The organism is Pelotomaculum terephthalicicum JT, from assembly GCF_022410535.1.
Classification (GTDB): Bacteria; Bacillota; Desulfotomaculia; order Desulfotomaculales; family Pelotomaculaceae; genus Pelotomaculum_D; species Pelotomaculum_D terephthalicicum.
On sequence record NZ_JAKNBL010000033.1, the window covers coordinates 20,142 to 35,722 of the forward strand.

At 45.2% G+C, this 15,581-nt stretch carries 14 protein-coding genes; 9 read left to right on the forward strand and 5 right to left on the reverse strand.

The window, feature by feature from the left end; all coding sequences use genetic code 11:
* Window positions 1-116 precede the first annotated feature (116 nt).
* The 6 genes from L9W92_RS14610 (at window position 117) to L9W92_RS14635 (ending at window position 7,898) form a co-directional block, all read left to right on the forward strand.
* Entirely contained in the window at window positions 117-1,031 is a 915-nt protein-coding gene (locus tag L9W92_RS14610; RefSeq protein WP_240084482.1) for a transposase, read from the forward strand.
* Between the two features lie 25 nt (window positions 1,032-1,056).
* On the forward strand, window positions 1,057-2,805 hold the full coding sequence (locus L9W92_RS14615) for a sigma 54-interacting transcriptional regulator (RefSeq protein ID WP_240084483.1): 1,749 nt from the start codon (window positions 1,057-1,059) through the stop codon (window positions 2,803-2,805).
* Between the two features lie 242 nt (window positions 2,806-3,047).
* The gene (locus L9W92_RS14620) at window positions 3,048-4,709 is read left to right on the forward strand and encodes a (2,3-dihydroxybenzoyl)adenylate synthase (RefSeq protein WP_240084484.1); all 1,662 of its coding nucleotides are present in this window, start codon (window positions 3,048-3,050) and stop codon (window positions 4,707-4,709) included.
* A gap of 509 nt (window positions 4,710-5,218) precedes the next feature.
* Complete coding sequence (locus L9W92_RS19210; RefSeq protein WP_286726137.1) at window positions 5,219-7,048, forward strand: oxidoreductase; 1,830 nt, start codon at window positions 5,219-5,221, stop codon at window positions 7,046-7,048.
* A gap of 181 nt (window positions 7,049-7,229) precedes the next feature.
* Window positions 7,230-7,511 (forward strand): hypothetical protein, encoded by a 282-nt coding sequence (locus L9W92_RS14630; protein ID WP_240084486.1) that lies wholly within the window; start codon window positions 7,230-7,232, stop codon window positions 7,509-7,511.
* Between the two features lie 129 nt (window positions 7,512-7,640).
* Entirely contained in the window at window positions 7,641-7,898 is a 258-nt protein-coding gene (locus tag L9W92_RS14635) for an alpha/beta-type small acid-soluble spore protein (protein WP_240084487.1), read from the forward strand.
* A gap of 183 nt (window positions 7,899-8,081) precedes the next feature.
* Here the strand turns inward: L9W92_RS14635 and gpr are convergent, their stop codons facing one another.
* Complete coding sequence (gene gpr / locus L9W92_RS14640) at window positions 8,082-9,065, reverse strand: GPR endopeptidase (protein ID WP_240084488.1); 984 nt, start codon at window positions 9,063-9,065, stop codon at window positions 8,082-8,084.
* A 98-nt stretch (window positions 9,066-9,163) separates the two neighbouring features.
* Between gpr and rsmD the strand changes: the two genes are divergently transcribed.
* Genes rsmD through L9W92_RS14655 form a run of 3 tightly spaced genes read left to right on the forward strand, consistent with a single transcriptional unit; the run spans window position 9,164 to window position 10,737 of the window.
* The gene (gene rsmD / locus L9W92_RS14645; RefSeq protein WP_312038107.1) at window positions 9,164-9,766 is read left to right on the forward strand and encodes a 16S rRNA (guanine(966)-N(2))-methyltransferase RsmD; all 603 of its coding nucleotides are present in this window, start codon (window positions 9,164-9,166) and stop codon (window positions 9,764-9,766) included.
* Window positions 9,767-9,788: 22 nt separating this feature from the next.
* Window positions 9,789-10,280: a pantetheine-phosphate adenylyltransferase gene (coaD, locus tag L9W92_RS14650; protein ID WP_240084490.1), complete on the forward strand. Its 492-nt coding sequence runs from the start codon at window positions 9,789-9,791 to the stop codon at window positions 10,278-10,280.
* 16 nt (window positions 10,281-10,296) lie between these two features.
* The gene (locus L9W92_RS14655; RefSeq protein ID WP_240084491.1) at window positions 10,297-10,737 is read left to right on the forward strand and encodes an ATPase; all 441 of its coding nucleotides are present in this window, start codon (window positions 10,297-10,299) and stop codon (window positions 10,735-10,737) included.
* 48 nt (window positions 10,738-10,785) lie between these two features.
* Here L9W92_RS14655 and L9W92_RS14660 read toward each other — a convergent pair whose 3' ends face one another.
* The 4 genes from L9W92_RS14660 to L9W92_RS14670 all read right to left on the reverse strand — a co-directional run bounded on the left by L9W92_RS14660 (window position 10,786) and on the right by L9W92_RS14670 (window position 15,481).
* Window positions 10,786-11,838, reverse strand: a complete 1,053-nt coding sequence (locus L9W92_RS14660) for a phosphotransacetylase family protein (RefSeq protein WP_240084492.1) — start codon at window positions 11,836-11,838, stop codon at window positions 10,786-10,788.
* A 10-nt stretch (window positions 11,839-11,848) separates the two neighbouring features.
* Window positions 11,849-13,951 carry an acetate--CoA ligase alpha subunit gene (acs, locus tag L9W92_RS14665; protein WP_240084493.1) on the reverse strand — a complete coding sequence of 701 codons (2,103 nt, stop codon included), beginning with the start codon at window positions 13,949-13,951 and terminating at the stop codon, window positions 11,849-11,851.
* A complete protein-coding gene (locus tag L9W92_RS18995) occupies window positions 13,948-14,073 on the reverse strand; it encodes a hypothetical protein (RefSeq protein ID WP_282442375.1) in 126 nt (41 codons plus the stop codon). Before L9W92_RS18995 ends, acs begins: the two co-directional genes overlap by 4 nt.
* Before the next feature lie 772 nt (window positions 14,074-14,845).
* Complete coding sequence (locus L9W92_RS14670) at window positions 14,846-15,481, reverse strand: ABC transporter ATP-binding protein (protein ID WP_282442376.1); 636 nt, start codon at window positions 15,479-15,481, stop codon at window positions 14,846-14,848.
* Between the last annotated feature and the right edge of the window lie 100 nt (window positions 15,482-15,581).

The following is a 15,581-nucleotide window of genomic DNA, read 5'->3' on the forward strand; positions in this document are numbered from 1 at the left end:
AATAATATTGTATGCCATCGCGTTTAGCGGTGGCATATCTTATGGGGTCAGGCTTTACTTTGTGAGTTTCTTTGTGTAAAATAGATTTGTAAATACTTGTTATATGGAGCAGTCATATGGCGAGAAAACCTAGAATACACTACCACGGGGCGATCAATCACATTATAGCGAGAGGCAATAATAGAGAAAATATCTTTTGTAAAAATGATGATAAAGCAAAATATCTGGATCTGCTAAAAAAGTATAAAGATAAATATGATTTTTTAATATACGCTTATGCTCTTATGGATAACCACCTGCATTTACTGATAGAAGTCAGGGATAACCCCTTATCTGGAATAATGCAGGGTATTCAGCTATCATATACGCAGTACTTTAACAAAAATTATGGGCGTGTTGGACATGTTTTTCAGCAGCGTTACAAAGCAGTTTTATGCGGGAAGGATGACTATCTTCTTACGCTGATAAAATACATACATGCGAACCCGGTTAAGGCGGGATTGAGTCCGTCTCTCGACTATAAGTGGAGCAGTCATAGGGACTACATAAGGGCTGAGAGCGATTTAGTGTCAACTGAATTTATTTTAAATTACTTTGGTAATGAGCCCCAAAAGGCTGTGCAAAATTACTTGCAGTTTATGCAAAATACCCAAGAGGAAGATATGCCGAAGAGCAACCCGGCAGTCCTGTATCAACCCGTTTTGCCTAAAATTAAAAAATCCAGCAATGGATTAAATATTGGCGTCTCACCGGAAGAATTGCTTACGTTAATAGCTAAGAAAATCAATATTTCTGAAGAAATGGTTTTAAAAAAGAGCAAATTACCTAAAATAGCAAGAGCCAGAAGGAACTTTCTGTACTTGGCGGTCAGTAGCGGCCTGTTAACCAGAAGCCGGGCGGCGGAATTTTTAGGAATAAGCCAATCAGCCGTGACTAGAACGTTCAACGAAATTGAGTATAACGAAAAATTTCGAGTTGAGATGGAAGAATGTTTAAAGGAAATTAAGGATGGAAAGAAAGTAACAAAGTAAAGCCTGACCCCAAAGGGGGGGACTCATGCAAATGTTGGTGGGCCATATAATTCCTTTTATTCTTGATTATATTCATCACGGTATAATTGCTATTAACCAGAATGGAGTCATAATAATATGCAACGTGGCGGCGCAAAAAATGCTGGGATTTAACCAGCCTGTCTTAGGCAAGCCAATTACTTCCCTGATAACGGAAACAAAGCTGCCTAACATTGTTAACACAGGCCAAAGCGAGTATGGCAAGCGGTTTATCTTTAACAACAAGACTTTTGTTGTTAACCGGACACCTATATATGATAGAGATACAGTGATTGGGGCCGTTACAGTTTTTCAAGAAATTACCGAGTTGGAAGAGATATCTACAGAATTGGAATCATTTAAAAAAATCAACAAAGAATTAGAGGGAATTATAGCTTCATCATATGACGGGATAATGATTACCGACGGTAAAGGTAAGGTTCTGAAAATAAATGAATCTCTATTACGGATAACGAACCTTACCGCCAGCCATTTTTTAGGAAAAAAAATTGATTCCTTGTACATGAAAGGGTTTTTTACTTCCGAACCGATTGCGCAGTTGGCCAGGGAAAGTAGAAAAATTGTAACCGGAATACAGAAAATAAAGACCGGGAAGGTGGTTATGGTTACTTCCTCGCCGGTTCTGGATGATAACGGTGACGTGATCAGGGTAGTAACGAACGCGAGAGACATGTCGGAAATAATCAACTTGCAGGAACAGCTTGCCCAGTCACGCGAGCTAAGCGATCAACTGCGGTCGGAATTTAACAAAATACTGAAAGAAGAGCTGGATGCCCATGAAATGATTACCTGTAATCCGGAAATGTACAAAATACTGGAATTAACCAGACGTGTCGCCGGCAGTGAAGTGACAGTTTTGCTGCAGGGGGAATCCGGCGTTGGCAAAGAAGTGTTTGCCAAGTTAATTCACGTCTGGAGCAAAAGGCAAGGAGCTTTTATCAAGGTTAACTGCGGCGCGATACCAGGGCCTCTACTGGAATCAGAGCTTTTCGGCTATTCCCGCGGGGCTTTCACGGGGGCTAATAGAGAAGGCAAGCCGGGGCTTTTTGAACTGGCGAATGAAGGCACTCTTTTTCTTGATGAAATTGAAGATTTGCCTATAGACATACAGGGCAAATTTCTGAGGGTATTGCAGGACGGTGAATTCATCCGTTTAGGCGGCACTAAAGTGGTTAAGGCTAGTGTGCGTTTGATTGCCGCAAGCAATAGGGACTTAACGCAAATGGTTGCGGAACGAAGATTCAGGGAAGACCTGTATTATCGCCTCAATGTTGTACCGATATTAATCCCGCCGCTGCGGGACAGAACAGAGGATATCCCTTTGCTGGCGGATTATTTTTTAAGCGAGTTCAACAAGAAGTACGGTACAAATAAAATAATTACACCCGGGCTGATGCAAAAATTTTTGGACTACCACTGGCCGGGCAATATAAGAGAGTTGAAAAATGCTTTGGAACGGCTGGTAATTACCAGTTCAAGTGACATTATCAGCGCAAATGCTTTTGCGGCGACAAATCGTGGTACCTTCACAACCGCTGTGACATATGCGGATGACAAACCTGGGACGGAGCAAACGGAAGAGGCCATCCCTCTTTTAAAAGAAGCTTTAGAAATTACCGAAAAAGAGATATTGTTCAAAGCCTTAAAAAAATATAAGAACTCGCGGAATATTGGTCAGGCATTGGGTATCTCCCATACGGCGGTACTAAAAAAATTGAAAAAGTATCAACTATAGCCTCCCTGAAACTATTACCACCTGGAAACTTATACTTCCAGGTGGTAATTAATTATTCCAAAGAGTTTAAATTTTTGGAAACCTGGATTTCCACTAAATGATGTGCTGTCGCAATCAATGATGGCACATTTTTTGCAACCTTCATAATTTTATGAATTTTCTTGATTAAGGAGGTTGATCCAGTCGGGCTGATCACTACCCAAGCGTGTTTTGTGCCAAAATTTTATTAAGGAGGAAAGATTATGTTGGAAGGTTTCACCCCGTGGCCGGAGGCATTTGGCAGGCTGTACCGTGAAAATGGTTACTGGTCGGATTTGACACTCGGTGAAATGTTGGAGTCTTCAGTTGAAAAATACGGTTCCAAAGAGGCGTTGATTTATGGAGACTTGCGGATCACATACAACCAGCTTGGGGAAAAAGTTAACCGGTTAGCGCACCATTTTTGGGATTTGGGTTTGAAACCGCTGGATCGAGTCGTCTTTCAATTAGCGAACACCCCGGAAAACGTATATACATTTTTAGCTCTGGTCAAGATCGGTGTGATACCTGTGATGGCATTGCCTGCCCACCGCTTTACGGAGATTAGTTACTTCGTTCAGCATGCAGATGCGGTAGCCACTTTTACTCCTACAGTACAGCGTAAATTTGATTACGTTAGCATGGTCGAACAAGTGCGGGCGGAGCAGCATTGTCTCAAATATATATTTATACAAGGCGAAGCAAAAAATGATCAGATTTCACTTGAAGCATTGCTCGATTCACCGATTGAGCACAAATATCCGGATGATTTTCTAGCCCGGTACCGGCCTGATCCGGATGAAGTCGCTTTCATGCTTCTTTCCGGCGGGACGACCGGTATACCCAAACTGATTCCCAGGACACATAACGACTACGTTTATAACATACGGCAGAGCGGCAAGGTGGGAGGATACGATGAAGATACTGTCTTCCTCGCCGTATTGCCAATCGCGCACAATTATACTTTGGGTTGCCCCGGGCTCTTGGCGGCCCTGTATTACGGCGGTAAAGCAGTAATATCGCCTGGTCTTGACGAGGAAACGGTATTTTCCCTCGTTGAGAAAGAAAAGGTGACGATTATAGCTGCCGCTGTGCCGCTGGTTTCGAGGTGGGTAAGCTCACCTGTTCCGTTGCGTTATGATATCAGTTCGCTAAAAGTTATCCAAAATGGCGGGGCCAGGCTGGCGCCGGAACTGCGCAAGCATATCGTCGAGCAATTTAAATGCAAGCCCCAGGAGGTGTTCGGCACCGGGGAAGGCCTTTTGAGCATATGCCCCCTGGATGCAGACGAGGATATGCTAATCAACAGTTCCGGTGTCCCCATTTCCCCCGGTGATGAAATCAAGGTGGTGGATGATAACGGGAATGAAGTGCCGGACGGCCAGACTGGCGAGCTGATTGTTCGCGGTCCCTATACGATACGCGGCTATTACAAAGCGCCGGAGCACAATAGTAAATCCTTTACCGCGGATGGATTTTACCGCACCGGTGACATAGTGCGTAAGAACGAACGCGGCTACCTGTTTACCGAAGGCCGGAAAAAAGATCTAATCAACCGCGGCGGCGAGAAAATCAGTTGTGAAGAGGTCGAGAACTATATTTTGGCCAACCCCAAGGTCGAAAATGTTTGCCTTGTGGCAATGCCGGACGAGGTATTCGGTGAAAAAGCTTGCGCTTTCGTACTGCTTAAAGCCGGTGAAACAATGACTTTTGAAGAACTCAAGGATTTTTTAAGGAAACAAAACATCGCTGCGTTCAAGCTCCCGGAAAGACTCGAAATTGTCAGCGCCTTCCCGTTAAGTCCGGCGGGCAAGATTCTTAAGCGCAAGCTGCGCGAAGACATTATCGAAAAACTGGCTAAAGAAAAAGCTTCAAAAAATATTTAAGTAGTATCTTAGTTTTAAGTTCATTTTCTCATTCCTTATCACGATTGTTGTAGCTTGCTGGCTGTGTATAGCGCCAAGTATCTATAATCAGTTCGAAAATAAAGTTGGGGGATTATGATATGATACCAAATCCCCCAACTTTATGGCTGCACAATAATTTGTTTATATATGAATGTTCTGTGAAAGTTATTGGCAACATTTTTGCAGCTAAAAAAGGTGTGCTGAAATAGTCCCAACTGAGGTAAAAAATACGGGGATAATGTTGAGGACTGCTGAGGACGAACTCACCTTGACGTTCTGGAAGGAGGTTGGTAAAAAAACACAGCTCAACAATATACCTTAATAATACTCAATACAAAATCAAAAAGGAGTGTTGCGAGGTGCAAAAAACGGGTGAAACCAAGCTTCCAAAACTGTTTGAAAAGTATAAAGTAGGCAAGTATGAAATAAAGAACCGCATTAAATACGCGGCTTGCTGAGTATCAAACTACAATACCCGGGACGGGTATATTACCGAGCGTGAAATCGAACGGACCAGGGTTATTGCTAATACGGGCGCCGGAATGATTACCAACCAGGGAGCTTTTGTAGATCCCAGGGGCGACGGCAAAGCCTACTTCCGGCAAATTGCCTTGCATGACGATAAGTTCCTGCCCCAGTTCGAGAGGATTGCCGCCATGTTTAAGGAGAATGGAGCGGTTGCTATTCAGCAGCTTCTTCATGCCGGGCGTTATGGCGGTATTGACAACGGTTTCTGTGTGGCGCCGTCGGTAGTTCCGCAAACGCTGCCCCACTTCCGCCCGCCGCGCGAGATGAGCAAGGAAGATATCAGGCTTTGCATAAAGGAACACGCCGATGCGGCTAAAAGAGCCGTTAAAGCAGGATTTGACGGGGTGGAGGTAACCAGTTTCATGGGTTACATCCTGGCTAATTTCCTTTCAAAATTTACCAACCGGCGCGCCGATGAATATGGCGGTTCGTTGCAGAACCGGGCGCGCTTTATGCGCGAAATTATCTATGAGATAAAAAATGCCATAGGTGACCACATATTATCAGTACGCTTAAACGGTACGGAGCTTATGGATCGATACGGCGGCAACACTGAGGAAGAATGTCTGGAAACGATGAAAATAGCCGCCGAATGCGGCGTTGATTTGATCAGTATGTGTATCGGCTGGCAGGAGTCTCCGGAGTCTTCCATCGGCCGGGATATTCCGCCGGGGCACTGGAACTATCTGGCTGAACAAGCAAAAAGGGAAATACCCAATGTTCCTATTGCTTTTGGAGTGCGGCTGCCTGATGCGGTTATGGCCAACGACAGCCTGGTCAAGGGACAGTTTGACCTCTGGGAAGTTTGCCGGCCAATGCTGGCAGACCCGGAACGCATCATCAAAACTGCCGAGGGTAGGTTGAATGAAATTAAGCCATGTGTCGGCTGTCTGCTTTGCCTGTCCAGGTTGTTCCGTGATCTTCCCTACATTTGCACTGTTAACCCGGTGCTGGGGCATGAAGTTGAACCTGAGTATCACATCAAGCCGCCGGCTTACGAGAAAAAGGTTATCGTTATCGGGGGCGGCCCGGCGGGCATGGAGTGTGCCATAGCGGCATCCCAGCGGGGACACAAGGTTGCCGTTTACGAGCAGGACAGCCAGCTGGGCGGGCAGTTGCGGGCTTATGCCAAGTGTGATTTGGCTATTAAAGAGGACCTGGAGGATCTCTTATCCTATTATGAGGTTATGCTAAAGAAACATAATATTGAAGTTCACCTCGGCGCTGAAATTAATGCAGGCATGTTCCGGAAGATGCTGCACCGGTATGATGTGGCGGTAGTTGCCACCGGCGCCGGCGTTGATCCGGGCAATCTGCCGGGCCGTGAAAAGGCTGTCACTGCTAAAGCGGTATTGCACGACGAGGTACAATGCGGGAAAAAAGTAGCGGTAGTCGGCGGCGGCAAGGTCGGCCTGGTTACAGCCGAGTACCTGGCTACCACAGGCCATGAGGTTGCCATCATCGAAGAAAGCAAGCGGCTGGCTGAAGATGTTATGCCTACCTGGAAATGGCGTCATACCTCCTGGGTGGAGGAACTGAATATCAAGAAGATTACCAAGGCTAAAGTAAAAGAAATTACCGATGCTGGCTTATTGGTAGGGAAGGATGGCGATGAAACTTTAGTGGAGGTTGACACGGTAGTACTGGCGGCCCCGCGGGTATCCCGGCAGGGTATCTTCCAAGACCTTGAATATATGGTTGACGAGTTGCATATAGTTGGGGACGCTGTAGCCCCCAGGGGGCTGTATCAAGCTATTCACGAAGGTTACCGTTTAGGTGTAAGAATATAAGCGGCAAATATGATAAATCATGGATTGGGAGGAATGAAGGATTACTACCGATGAAATACTGGAAGATCTTGATGCTTGGGAAAATTTCTTAAACACGGAAAAGGACGTTTTTCTAGAAATAAAAAAGGGTGGGAAAATTGGCATCCTCCCCAAAAGTAATTTTGGGGCCGAAGGCAGCCGGATGCAAATCTGGGAGGTGCGGGATAGTAAAATAACTGTTATTACCCAGTCTTTTCCAGGTTTTCGCAGCGTGGACGCTGATTTGCTTTTTGTCATTGAAGCCTTGGCCTTGAAAAATATTTACAAGAAGTTAAAGAATAACGCTTGGGCGGAGTTTAAAAAACTGCTCCGCCAGGGCGAAATCCTGTTTTATATTATGAAAAACAGGGACGAGTTGGACGCCATGGGCTACGAAGAATTAATCGACCGTCTCGGCATACCGTGGTTGGGTACGTGTCATTAAAAGCTATATTTTAATTTCATAATTTTTGATCGTTTATTTTTTAATCGCTTAATGAGGGAAGATGTTCTAGCATAATTGTATCCGGCCGGGTTCATACTAAATTCACAAAACAAAAAAGGAGGTGAAATAATGGCACAAGGACAAAAGACAAATCAAATCCTGATTCGTGGAGCCGGCCGGGCGATGGAAAATTTCAAATGGGAAACCGCCCGTGAACTCGGTATCCAAATTCCTGAAGGCGGTTACATGGGTGACCTGCCGTCAAGGATGAATGGAGCTATCGGCGGCAACATGGTTAAAAAGATGATCGCCGCTTATGAAAACAGCTTGGCATCGGGCACTGTTCCGCCCACTCCCCAGGTGACTAATGTGAACATGACACCCTAACGGTCAGTGAAGGGAGCGGGGGACTAAGCCGGCTAGTTTCGTAACATCCCGGGTAACTGCCTGCATGCATTGCCCGGGTTTTATAAAAAATTGTCAACCCACTATCCAAGTTTATATTATTTATTTTCCCAAACAAGCGGAATTTTATTCCGCTTGTTTGTATTGCCGCTAATTCAAATAAAGCTAATTCAAATAAATATTAAAATCCTCGAAATTGATCGATGGGTGTAAAGCCATGGAAATTCCGCCGGCAACGGTTTTTGAAGTGTTTAATATAAGGGAGTCAATTTCTTTGGGCGTTACCATGAGATTTCCGGCAAAAGGCTGCAATACCTGATCAATGACCTGGTGAGTGAAGTCCGGGCGTAAATTTTGATATATTTGGTTGAGTACCGGGTTTTCTTTAAGCTGCTCCAAAAAATGCTCCACGGTAACCTGGGCAATCACCGCCGCGTGAACGACGGTCGGTATTCCAATGGCGATAACGGGTACGCCCATACTGGCCTGGTTTATGCCGGTCCGCTGGTTGCCTATGCCAGAACCGGGGTTTATTCCTGTATCGGCGATTTGGATAGTGGCGGCGATGCGGTCGACACTGCCGGCAGCCAGGGAATCGATTACAATCACTAATTCAGGTTTAATTTTTTCCACAATCCCCTTGATTATTTCAGCTGTCTCGATACCGGTAATTCCCAGCACGCCAGGCGCAATGGCGCTTACTGAACGCATGCCTTCACCCAATTCTTCGGGCGCGTATTTAAAGAGGTGACGGGTAACCATGCTGTGTTCGATTACTTTCGGCCCGAGGGCGTCAGGAGTCGCATTCCAGTTTCCCAGCCCGACCAGGAGAATATTGGCTTTTTCAGGCAGGTTAAAAAGAGAAGATAGCTTTTTCGCGAGGACTTCCGCTATTTCTTGTTGGGCCAAACGATTATTTTCCCGTAGGGACGGAGCTTCGATGGTGATATAATTGCCGCGCGGCTTTCCCATTAATTGTTCCGCTTGCTCTTCGACTATTTTTACAATTGTTACAGATGAGTTCTCGTATTTCTCACGGTCGACGACAACCCCCGGGATTTCCTGGCCGGTTTGTCCCCGTACCAGGTCATGGGCTTCAATCGCCAAGTCAATATTTATTGAAAATGTTTTATAAAAATCCAATTCCATACTATCACCTCTTTAACATCACTATGTTGTCCTATTTCCATGGTGATATACATAAATAAGTTTATTATTTTAACATTATGAAAAAATTCGATTTTCTTATATTATTATGCTATAATGTTTTTTGTAAAAGAAAGGGATTAAATATTTTGCGCGTCATTGCAGGTATTGCTAAAAAGCGGCAGTTGAAAGCTCCCAGGGGGCTTAAAGTAAGACCGACATCTGATCGGGTGAAAGAAGCTCTTTTTAACATGCTGGGACCTTTCATTGCCGGGAGCAGCTTTTTGGATTTATTCGCGGGTACGGGCAGTGTCGGCATAGAAGCCTTGAGCAGGGGAGCTGATAGGGCGGTTTTTGTTGAAAAAGATATAAATAATATTCATATCATCAAAGAAAACCTTGGTATTACCGGACTTGAGGCTAATGCCCGTTTATTATGCCTTAATGCCGTTAAAGCCATTTCTTTACTGGGAGAAGAAGGACAAGTATACGATCTGATTTTTATTGACCCGCCTTATCTTCAAGGTCTGGTCTCCAGTATTTTAGACGCCATAATTAAAAATAATTTATTGAAACCTGGTGGAACAATTATAGTAGAAAGTAGTAAGAAAGACCCGCCGGCTCAGGACGCGGCTGCTTCATTGAGATTGCTACGTCAGGAAAAGTACGGGGATACGTTGCTTTCATTTTATTATCATCAATAATGTGCCGGGGAGGGAAAATAGTTTGCGGACGGCGATTTGTCCGGGAAGTTTTGACCCTGTAACACTAGGTCATTTGGATATCATTGTTAGAGCTTCGGTTCTTTTTGATCAGGTAATCGCGGCAGTATCCAGGAACCCGATTAAAAACCCCCTGTTTTCCATATCGGAAAGGGTTGAAATGTTAAAAGAAGTTTTATCTCCTTATCCTAATGTTAAGGTAGACTCTTTCAACGGCCTGACGGTTTATTACGCCGCAGAGCAAAAAGCGGCTGCCATAGTCCGCGGTTTGCGGGTGGTTTCCGATTTTGAAAATGAGTTCCGCATGGCGCTTATTAATAAAAATCTTGCCTGTAATGTTGAGACGATCTTTTTAATGACCAGAGCGGAATATTCTTATATCAGTTCCAGCGCGGTAAAAGATGTTGCTATTTTTAACGGGCCTTTGGAGCATCTGGTGCCGCCTTTGGTGGAAAAGAAGCTTGTGGAGAAAATTAAGAGACAGCGATTTTTGTAAGGAGGGGTAGAAATTAGTGGACTTGCTAAGCGTACTGAATGAGCTCGAAGACCTTATCGAATCGAGCAGTAAAATACCATTAACCAAAAAAGTGCTTGTTGACGAGGACAGGATTCTAGATCTGCTGGACCATATCAGGACAAATATGCCCGAGGAAATCCGCCAGGCTAATTGGATTATCCAGGAACGGGAAAAGGTGCTGAATGATTCCCAAAAAGAGGCGGTCCGGATTATGGAGGACGCCCAAAGGCAGGTGGAAAAGCAGGCTGACGACAGTGAAATAGTCCGCCAGGCAAAAAAAGTAGCGGAGGAGGTAGTTCAGAAAGCTGAATCAGTGGCCCGCGAGATCAAGGGAGGGGCGCGTGATTATGCTGATGACATATTGGCCAGCCTTGAGGAGAATTTAGGGACGGTATTAAGTCAAATTCAACAAGGCCGTGAGGAATTAAAGAAGTAATATTAGTTTACATAAAATTCATTTGCGGCTTTGATAATATTAAAAAATTTACTGCAATGAGCTTAAGATGCTGCGCCAATCGCAGTATTTTTCTATATTATTTACAGCAATGTTAATGGCTTGCCGGTCGGTAGCCTTGACCCGCCTGGTGACTTCAGACATTTTCTCTATAGTTGTGTATGTGTCATAGTAGACTAAAATCACAGGTATTCCTTTTTCTTCAGCGCGGGCAGTTACTTTAACATTCGGGTACAGTCCGCCGGTGAGAATGATCGCGGCAGTGCTGGTTTCCAGGGCGGACAAGGCTACTTCCGAACGGTCCCCGCCGGTGATCACAGCCTTATTCGCGGTACGCCGCAGGTAACCCAGGGCACTTTCAATAGTCATGGCGCCAATAACCACGTCTTCCACCACTCGCTCCAAACAGTCTTTCCCGGCCAGTATTTCACCCCCAAGCACTTCGAAATAATCTTTTACCGTAGGTGAGGTTATTACCGGATGTTTTGGGATAACGCCAAGGATATCATAACCGCGTTCTTCTAGGATGGGCCGGTAAATTCCTTCTGTCTTCGCCATAAGTGATTGAGGCACATTGTGGAAAATGTTTCCTATAGTAAAAATGCCTTTCAACTCCAGGTAATTATTGAAAAAAATTGCTAGATCCAGACTGTAATCGCTTTCAATCCTGATCACAAAGAGGGGAAGAGCTTGCAGTTCAACCGCCAGGCTGGCGGCGTCAAGCCCGAGGCATCCCATGATATGAGGGAAGCTGGCTCCGCCGATGATCACCAGATCCGTTCCCGCCGCTACCGTTTCATATGCCTCAACGATTGTCTTCACAGAAACACAGGAATGCTTATAGCCGGACAGATAAGAAGGACCGGCCATGTAAGGAACGATTGTTTCCAGCGGATGTTCCATTTGCAGCACTTCTTTCATCAACAAGGCATCTTCGTCACCTTTGACGGTGCTGCTCCCGGTGCTGCCCACCGGTTTGAAGTAAGCCACCCGGTATCCCTCTTGTCTGAACTTGATTGCTAATCCTACAGCCACACTGGTTTTTCCGCTGCCGGAAGTACCCATGATATATAGATTTTTCACCGAAAACACCTCACGATATAGTTATTTTCACATCAACAGCCGAAACACCCCGGTTGTATGCAAACAGCGGATTAATATCCACCTCGGTTATTTCAGTAAAATCGGTGACCAGTTTGGTAAATCTGCCGATAACCTCGATAATGGCCTGCATGTCGGCGGGTTTTTCCCCCCGATAGCCGCGCAGCAGGGTATAGGCCCTGGTTTCGCTGATCATTTTTTTAATCTCAGTAATTGTCAGGCCGTTTGCCAGGCGGAATGAAACATCTTTGATCAAGTTTACATAAATACCGCCAAGGCCAAAAGCGATTAGCGGACCGAACTGCACGTCTCTGGTCATGCCGATAATCAACTCTGTCCCTTTAGGCATCATTTTTTGCACCTCAACCCCGTAAATGACCGTCCGGGGCATGTATCGCTGAATTTTTTCGATGATTTCAATGAAGCCTTTGCGCACTTTTTCATATGAGTCCAGGCCGGTAATTACCCCACCCACGTCAGTTTTATGCGTAATTTTAGGTGAGGCTATTTTTAGCACAACCGGATAGCCCATCTCATCCGCCAATCCGGCCGCTTCTTCCGGCTGGGTGGCCAGTTCGGCTGCCGCCGTGGGTATGCCGTAAGCAGCCAGCACTTTTGCGGCTTCGCTGCCCAGGAGCACCAGACGCTTATCCATTCTTACACTATTTAATATTGTTTCCACTGTCCCGGGATCCACATTATCGAATGACGGTATTTCTTTATCTTTACCAATATTTTTAGTCCCGGTATAGCTCACCATGCCGCTAATAGAGGCAATCGCCGGTTCCGGAAAAGCAAAGCAGGGTATTTTTGCCGCTGAAAGTAATTTAGCGCCTTCCTCAATTTGTTTGCCACCCATGTAAGCGGCAAGCAAAGGTTTTTCCGGGTATATTCTACTCATCTCAACCATAGCCCTGGCAGTTTCCACCGGCTCGGTCACTCCGCCCGGGCAGAGCAGGACAACGGCGCTGTCCACGCCCTGATCGGCCAGAACTTTATCCAACGCGAACCGGTACCGGTCAGCTTTGGCGTCGCCCAATACGTCTACCGGGTTGTATATATTCGATTCAGCGGGCAATTTTTTTCTTAGCTCGTCAACCGTTTCTCTGGTAAAATGGGCCATTTTCAGGTTTTTTAATTCAATATTGTCGGTTGCCACGATGCCCGGACCACCGGAGTTCGTAATAATGGCTACACGTTCTCCCCGGGGAACAGGCTGATTGGCAAAAGCAATGGCCAGGTCAAACAATTCCGGCATGCTCCCGGCCCGAATCACTCCACATTGGCGGAACGCCGCTTCATAAGCTATATTGCTGCCCGCGAGCGCGCCGGTGTGGGAAGAAGCCGCCCGGGCGCCCGCCTGGCTGGTTCCGGATTTGAGGATGACAATAGGTTTTTTCCGGCTGACCCGCCGGGCTGTTTCAAGAAAAAGAGGCCCGTTTTCCACATCTTCGATATAACAAAGAATCACTTTGGTATGCGGATCATCCGCCGCGTTTTCTATGAAATGGGATTCCGTCAGATCGGCTTTATTGCCGAGACTGATAAATTTACTGAAGCCGAGACCTACCGAATGGCTCCAGTCCAGAATAGATGACACCATGGCGCCGCTCTGTGAAATAAAGGCGATTTCTCCTTCCAAGGGAAACCCGGTCGAAAATGAAGCGTTTATCGGGGTGTGAGTATCCATAAAGCCCACGCAATTAGGCCCAAGCATCCCCATTTTGTACGAACGGCAAATTTCGACCAGTTTATGCTCCAGGCGGAGTCCTTCTTTGCCTGTTTCTTTAAACCCCGCTGTTATCACCACCAGGTTTTTTACTCCGCTCTTGCCGCATGCCGTCGCCATATCCAGCACCAGGGGCGCCGGGACTGATATAACCGCCAACTCCACCGGTTCCGGGGCGGCACCGACCGATGGATAACAAGCCCGCCCTTCGATTTCTTTTTCCTTCGGGTTGACTGGAAATATTTTGCCGGTGTAGCCGCTGGAGATGATGTTTTTTACAATAACGTTTCCGATTTTCTCCGGTGATTTAGAAGCGCCGATAACAGCTACTGACTTAGGGTTAAAAAAACTGGTCAGGCTGTTCAAATATCTTCACCTTCTCGTCCGGCGCGCGCAAACCATTCAATAAAGAAGAAATGGCGCTCCGGCAGATGTCTTTTATATGTTTTGTCGGGAGCGCCAACAGTATTCATTTTTTTCAGCCCCACCGGAATGCACCGGAATGGGGTCAGCCCTTGACATTGATCGGAATGGGGTCAGCCCTTGACATTGGACAGCTTTGAGTTTTGTATATTAGTAGTGTACATTATATTTTAAACATAAGTGTTCTAATTACATTATCCTCCGCTATTTATTACTGTGAAAAATTAAATTTATGCTTTTGTCCAATGTCAAGGGCTGACCCCTGGCATGCTGGCATGGACCCTCGCATGGACCCCTGGCATGATTACTATTAGTTAATTCTTATGCGCGAACGCGAACATGTTTGTTACAGCTGGAACCTCGACAAAAGGATATTGGACCACACAGATGTCAAGGGCCTCCGATGAACGAGCTTCGCTCGCCCTTGACCTCCTCCAAAGGTAAGGTTTCTGCATTAAATATCTATAAATACCGGAAAGGAGAACCTAACTTAAGTCAGTCAAAAATTTGTCTTGACAATGGGGTGCACCATACACAAACTGTGCTATGCTCAGCCTGATTCAACCGATGCTATTAAAGTTATTCCTTCATTGAACGATATCCAACTCAGTATTTCAATGGAGACATTAGCCGCTTCATCAATTTGATGGCTAATTTTGGTACCGAACCCGACGACATCAGCCCTGGTTTTCCGCGGATGATCGGACAAAGGTGCGGCTGGCTGGTGCTAATGCAATTATTCTCTTCTTTGCTCTCCAAATAGTAACTAGTTAGTCCATATATAATAATTAATAATGCAAGGCAATAAAAATACCGGTCATTCTATCCTCTCTCTAATTAAGTTTTATTGTTGAGTTCCCCGTTATTAAGATATAATACCCTATCAGCTGCCCATGTAATTTCATTATCATGAGTTACTATTAAAAAAGCAACCCTTTTTTCAGCACATAGTTCCTTCATTAATTTTATTATTTCTTGGGTATTTGTGCTGTCCAGATTTCCAGTAGGCTCATCAGCTAGAACAAGTTCTGGGTCATTTATTAGACTCCTCGCGATAGAGACTCTTTGTTGTTCTCCCGAGCTTAATTGACTTGGATAATGATTTAATCTCTTATCTAATCCTACACGTGCAAGAATATCGAAAACTTTCTTAATTCTTTCATTCCTTTTAATTCCCATAATTCTAAGAGGCAATTCAACATTCTCCAATGCGCTTAAGAAAGGTATAAGATTAAAGGACTGAAATACAAAACCTATGAGTTTAAGCCTTATTAAAGCCCGCTGCTTTTCTGTCATGCTTTGAGAATTATATTTTTCAAAGAGAGTCATAACCCCACTTGACGGAGAATCTAGGGTGCCAATTATGTTTAGGAGGGTTGATTTACCTGATCCCGAAGGTCCCATAACAGTCACAAATTCACCCTTGCTGACAGTTAGATAAATATTTGTTAGCGGTATAATAAAATGCAGCAAAAACGGCCACTAAAAATGCAGCAAAAATGGCCACCAAATACAGCACTCAGCTGGAAGAAATGGAAATGTGCTACCATGGACACAAATCCATTTACAAGGG

Bases quoted from the DNA above. Each gene is read 5' to 3' on its own strand.
- L9W92_RS14615 (WP_240084483.1), top strand. From the start codon at position 1,057: ATGCAAATGTTGGTGGGCCATATAATTCCTTTTATTCTTGATTATATT.
- L9W92_RS14630 (WP_240084486.1), top strand. From the start codon at position 7,230: ATGCAAATCTGGGAGGTGCGGGATAGTAAAATAACTGTTATTACCCAG.
- L9W92_RS14635 (WP_240084487.1), top strand. From the start codon at position 7,641: ATGGCACAAGGACAAAAGACAAATCAAATCCTGATTCGTGGAGCCGGC.
- gpr (WP_240084488.1), bottom strand. From the start codon at position 9,065: ATGGAATTGGATTTTTATAAAACATTTTCAATAAATATTGACTTGGCG.
- L9W92_RS14610 (WP_240084482.1), top strand. From the start codon at position 117: ATGGCGAGAAAACCTAGAATACACTACCACGGGGCGATCAATCACATT.
- L9W92_RS14620 (WP_240084484.1), top strand. From the start codon at position 3,048: ATGTTGGAAGGTTTCACCCCGTGGCCGGAGGCATTTGGCAGGCTGTAC.